Origin of the sequence: Mesorhizobium sp. M4A.F.Ca.ET.090.04.2.1 (genome assembly GCF_003999085.1) — a bacterium.
In the GTDB taxonomy this organism is placed as follows: Bacteria; Pseudomonadota; Alphaproteobacteria; order Rhizobiales; family Rhizobiaceae; genus Mesorhizobium.
Window position 1 is genome coordinate 1 of record NZ_RZOT01000442.1, and the last position, 5,217, is coordinate 5,217.

The window sequence follows — 5,217 nt, forward strand, 5'->3', positions numbered from 1 at the left end:
AGGCCAGGCTGTTCCGCATTTCGTTCTCCGGCGAGATGGCGTTCGAGATCTCGGTGCCGGCGCGCTACGGCGAGGCGCTGGTGCGCAATCTGATGATCGCGGGAAAACCGTTCGGCGTGACACCCTATGGCACCGAGGCGCTCGGCGTGATGCGCGTCGAGAAGGGCCATGTCGCCGGGCCGGAGCTCAACGGCACCACGACCGCCGCCGATCTCGGCCTCGGCAAGATGATGTCGACCAAGAAGGATTTTATCGGCCGCGTCATGGCCGGGCGCGAGGCGCTGGTGGCGCCGGACCGGCAGGTGGTCGTCGGCATCAAGCCGACCGACAAGGCGCGGCGGCTGCGCTCCGGCGCGCATGTCATTCCGAAGGGCGAGATCCCCGGCCCCGGCAACGACCAGGGCTATGTCACCTCGGTCTGCTTCTCGCCGACACTCGACCAATGGATCGGGCTCGGGCTGGTCGAACGCGGCCGCGAGCGCATCGGCGAGATCGTGCGCGCGCACGACCCGCTGCGCGGCGAGGAGTACGATGTCGAACTCTGCAATCCCGTCTTCTACGATCCGGAAGGAGGGCGCCAGCGTGGCTGAGTTTTCCTGGGACGTCCGCAGCCCGCTGGACCGCGCGCTGGTCGCCGGCCCTTATGGCGCGCAAGGCGAAGCCGGCGTGGCGCTGACCGAGATCCGAAATTTCGACCTCGTGCAGATCATGGCGCGGCGCGGCAAGGCCGCCGACATGGCCAGGGCCTCGAAGGCTCGCTTCGGCGCGGCGACGCCGGAAACGCCGAAGGCGGTCGGCACCGCCGACGCGACGCTGATCTGGTCCGGACCGGATCAGTTTTTCGTGCTGTCGAAGGGCGGCAGGCACGGGATTGAGGCGCTTGCCTCGGTCTTTGCCGGTTCGGCTGCGCTTTCCGACCAGTCGCATGCGCGCGTGCTGATCAGCGTATCCGGGCAGAGAGCGCGCGCAATGCTCGCCAAGCTATCGTCGATTGATCTGCATCCCTATGTGTTTGCGATTGGCTCCGCTGCTGCAACCTCGATGGATCACACCAGCGTCACGCTGTGGCGGGGTGGTGATCGCGGCGGACAGGCGGTGTTCAACCTGCTGGTGTTTTCGACCTTCGCCGAAAGTCTCTGGCACACCATTCTCGATTCGGCTGCGGAGTATGGCGTTACGATCGCGCATTCCGAGGAACTGGTGTAGCGCATGTGCGCGCACTCTCCTTCTCCCCCTGTGGGAGAAGGTGGATCGGCGCGTTAGCGCCGAGACGGATCAGAGGTGCGCGACGGAGTGAGACGCCGGCGTTCCTTCGCGCACCCCTCATCCGTCGTCTTCGGCGACACCTTCTCCCACAGGGGGAGAAGGAGGAGCCGGCGCCATCTCCACCTTGCCAAATCCAACCCCGCTGCTATTCTTGCTGCTAAACTAATTTCACACACAGGCAAACTTGTTGCTCGAAACATAGGGTCGAGATGAGCCAGTCGCCCTACCCCGCCGTCGCCTCCGGGCCGCCCCGACCGAGCCTCATCCTGAGGCCTGGCCAGATCGCGCTGCCGTCCGGCATCGAGCGCTACACCGTGCAGGGCAATGGCGCCGTGCTGCTCGACGTCGAGGCCGGCGATACGGTCAGCGTGCGCAATATCGAAGGCGGACAGGCCTGCGAGTTGTTGGCCTGGGGCAAGGACGGCGTCACCGATCCCGGCATTTTCGGCGAGGCCGCAAACAGCAACGCCGCCGGCATCAAGGCGCTGCTGGCGGATGGCGACGACAGCTTGTCGGCGCTGCGTCTCGGCCTGCAACGCCGCCAAGTTCAGCTTGAGCAACCGAAGGCCGTGCGCGTCTTCGGCGCTACGACGCCGGCCGGCACCGAGCAAGGCTTCGCCGTGCAGCGCGATGGCGCGATGCTGATCGCCGCACCCGGCGGACCGATGCTGGTCGACGGCCACGACACAGCGACGCCGCTTACCGTCACCGTGCGGCGCAACACCATTCGGCTGAAGACCAGGTCGCAACTCCCCGATCCGCTCGCCGATCCTGTGCTCGATCTGCGTGTCCATTCGGCGACCGCCGAAGCCTATTTCGTCAAGGCCGGCGACTATCTGCAGATCATCGATGTCGATGGCCGGCAGTGCACCGACTTCCAGTGTTTTTCAGCGCGCAAGCTGGACAAGGGCCGCGATCATCCGCTCGACGTGACGACGACGCGCACGCTGATGGGCGCCGCCTATCCGATGCCCGGCCTGCATTCGAAATATTACGACCAGGACATGGAGCCGCTGGTCGAGGTGGTGCAGGACACTTGCGGGCGGCACGACGCCTTCGCGCTCGCCTGTGCTGCCAAATATTACGACGACATCGGCTATCCCGGACACACCAACTGCTCGGAGAATTTCAACAAGGCGCTCTCGGACAAGGGCGTCACGCCCCGCGCCGGCTGGATGGCGATCAACTTCTTCTTCAACACGGCGATCGACGCGCATGGCGTGATGGTCTCGGACGAGCCGTGGTCGCGGCCGGGCGACTATGTGCTCTTGCGCGCGCTGACCGACATCGTCTGCGTCTCCTCCGCCTGTCCCGACGACACCACGCCCGCCAATGGCTGGGACCTCACCGACATCCATGTTCGCACCTATTCCGGCCAGCACAAATTCTCGCGCGCGATCGCCAGACGCATGACGCCCGATTCGGAACCGAAAATGACCCGTGAGACAGCCTTTCATTCGAGCTTTGCCAAGCACACGCGCGACTTCGCCGAGTACAGGGGCTACTGGCTGGCCAACTCCTTCGCCAAGGAGGGCGCCATCGCCGAGTACTGGGCCTGCCGGCGGGCGGCGGTGATCATGGACCTGTCGCCGCTGCGCAAGTTCGAGGTCACCGGACCGGATTCGGAAGCGCTGCTGCAGTACACGCTGACCCGCGACGTCAAGAAGCTCGGCGTCGGCCAGATCGTCTATTCGGCGATGTGCTACGAGCATGGCGGCATGATCGACGATGGCACGCTGCTGAGGCTCGGCAAGGACAATTTCCGCTGGGTCGGCGGCGACGACCTGTCCGGCGAATGGCTGCGCGAGACCGCCAGGAAACTCGGCCTCAACGTGCTGGTGCGCTCGTCCACCGACCAGATGCACAACATCGCCGTGCAGGGGCCGAAGAGCCGCGACATCCTCAAGGAGGTCGTATGGACCTCGCCGCTGCAGCCATCGATCAGCGAGCTCGAATGGTTCCGCTTCGCGGTCGCCCGCATCGGCGGCGGCAACGGCGTTCCGGTGGTCGTCTCGCGCACCGGCTATACGGGCGAGCTCGGCTACGAGATCTGGTGCCATCCGCGCGACGCCGAAAAAGTGTTCGACGCGATCTGGGAGGCCGGCCAGCCGCATGGGCTGAAGCCGATGGGCCTGCAGGCGCTGGACATGGTGCGCATCGAGGCCGGGCTGATCTTCGCCGGCTACGAGTTCTCCGACCAGACCGATCCGTTCGAGGCTGGCATCGGCTTCACCGTGCCGCTGAAGACCAAGACCGACGACTTCATCGGCCGCGACGCGCTGATAAGGCGCAAGGAACATCCGCAGACGAAACTGGTCGGCCTTGACATCGATGCGAACATCCCTGTCGGCCACGGCGACTGCGTCCATGTCGGCCGCGCCCAGATCGGCGTCGTCACCTCCGGCATGCGCTCTCCGCTGCTCGGCAAGACCATCGCCCTGGCGCGGCTCGACGTCACCCATGCCGACATCGGCACGGAGGTCGAGGTCGGCAAGCTCGACGGCCAGGCCAAGCGGCTGCCGGCGCGAGTCGTGGCCTTCGCGCATTACGACCCGCAAAAGACGAAACCGCGGTCCTGACGGCCGCCTCCAAGGCCTCATCCGACCGTCTTGATGGCGGCCGCAGTGGCGTCCGTGCCATGTTTCGCAAGCGTGATGTGCACGGCGCCACAAAACGCTTGACGTGAAAGCGCGTCGGATCAATCTTCACTGTTAAGAAAAAAATGCGACTGAGTGGAAACACTACAGCCGTTCGAAATGAGGCCGGGGGGGAAGCTTCGCGCAGCCGAGGCACACCGGCGGGGAACAGCAAAAAAAGGGGAATTCATACATATGAGCACAATGAGCACGGTCCTGGAGCAGCCTGCGGAAGGCAAGCTGCTCAGGCATATCGACTGGCGTGGCGCCTTCTGGGTGGCAAGCGGCGTTCCCGCCCTCGTCCTGTTCTCCATCGGCGGCATTGCCGGCACGACCGGAACGCTGGCTTTCGTGATCTGGACGGTGTCCATGATCATGGGCTTCCTGCAGTCGTTCACCTATGCCGAAATCGCCGGCCTGTTCCCGAACAAGTCCGGCGGCGCCTCGATCTACGGCGCCACCGCCTGGCTGCGTTACTCGAAATTCATCGCGCCGCTGTCGGTGTGGTGCAACTGGTTCGCCTGGTCGCCGGTGCTGTCGCTCGGCTGCTCGATCGCCGCCGCCTATATCCTCAACGCGCTGGCGCCGATCCCGGTCTTCAGCGAGACCTCGCCGGAAGTGGTCGCCTATATCGCCGCGCATGCCGGCACGGCGCCCGCCGATGCCATCGCGGCGGTGGCCGCCGCCGCGACGCCGGCGATCCGCACCTGGTCGCTGTGGGGCCATACGCTGGGTCCGGTGTCCTTCACCTTCAACGCGACCTTCTTCATCGGCGCGGTGCTGATGCTGATGATCTTCTCGATCCAGCATCGCGGCATCCTCGGCACGGCCAATGTGCAGAAATATATCGGCCTTTTGGTCATCATCCCGATGCTGATCGTCGGCGTGGTGCCGATCTTCACCGGCCAGATCAACTGGGCGAACTTCTCGCCGCTGGTGCCGCTGGCGGCCGCCTACGCGCCCGACCCGGGAGCCTGGAACATCGCCGGCTGGACGCTGGTGCTGGGCGGCATGTTCATCGCCGCCTGGTCGACCTACGGCTTCGAGACCGCCGTCTGCTACACGTCCGAGTTCAAGAACCCCGGCACCGACACGTTCAAGGCGATCTTCTATTCCGGCCTGCTCTGCATGCTGCTGTTCATCCTGGTGCCGTTCACCTTCCAGGGCGTGCTCGGCCTCAACGGCATGCTGGCGACGCCGATCGTCGACGGGTCCGGTGTCGCCGATGCGCTGGCCGGCATGGTCGGCGGCGGCAGGATCATCCACAGCCTGCTGGTCATGCTGAAGATCCTGGCGCTGGTGCTCTGCATCATGA

4 protein-coding genes are annotated in these 5,217 nt (G+C 65.2%); all 4 read left to right on the forward strand.

What is annotated here, in order from left to right; all coding sequences use genetic code 11:
* Nucleotides 1-590, forward strand: a 590-nt coding sequence (locus EN781_RS25070) for a glycine cleavage T C-terminal barrel domain-containing protein (RefSeq protein ID WP_281034395.1), incomplete at its 5' end; no start/stop codon positions are given.
* Nucleotides 583-1,206 carry a sarcosine oxidase subunit gamma family protein gene (locus tag EN781_RS25075; RefSeq protein WP_126056050.1) on the forward strand — a complete coding sequence of 208 codons (624 nt, stop codon included), beginning with the start codon at nucleotides 583-585 and terminating at the stop codon, nucleotides 1,204-1,206. The genes EN781_RS25070 and EN781_RS25075, both read left to right, overlap by 8 nt.
* A gap of 269 nt (nucleotides 1,207-1,475) precedes the next feature.
* Nucleotides 1,476-3,845: an aminomethyltransferase family protein gene (locus tag EN781_RS25080; RefSeq protein ID WP_126056051.1), complete on the forward strand. Its 2,370-nt coding sequence runs from the start codon at nucleotides 1,476-1,478 to the stop codon at nucleotides 3,843-3,845.
* Nucleotides 3,846-4,097: 252 nt separating this feature from the next.
* On the forward strand, nucleotides 4,098-5,217 hold a 1,120-nt coding region (locus EN781_RS25085; protein WP_145965614.1), incomplete at its 3' end, for an APC family permease.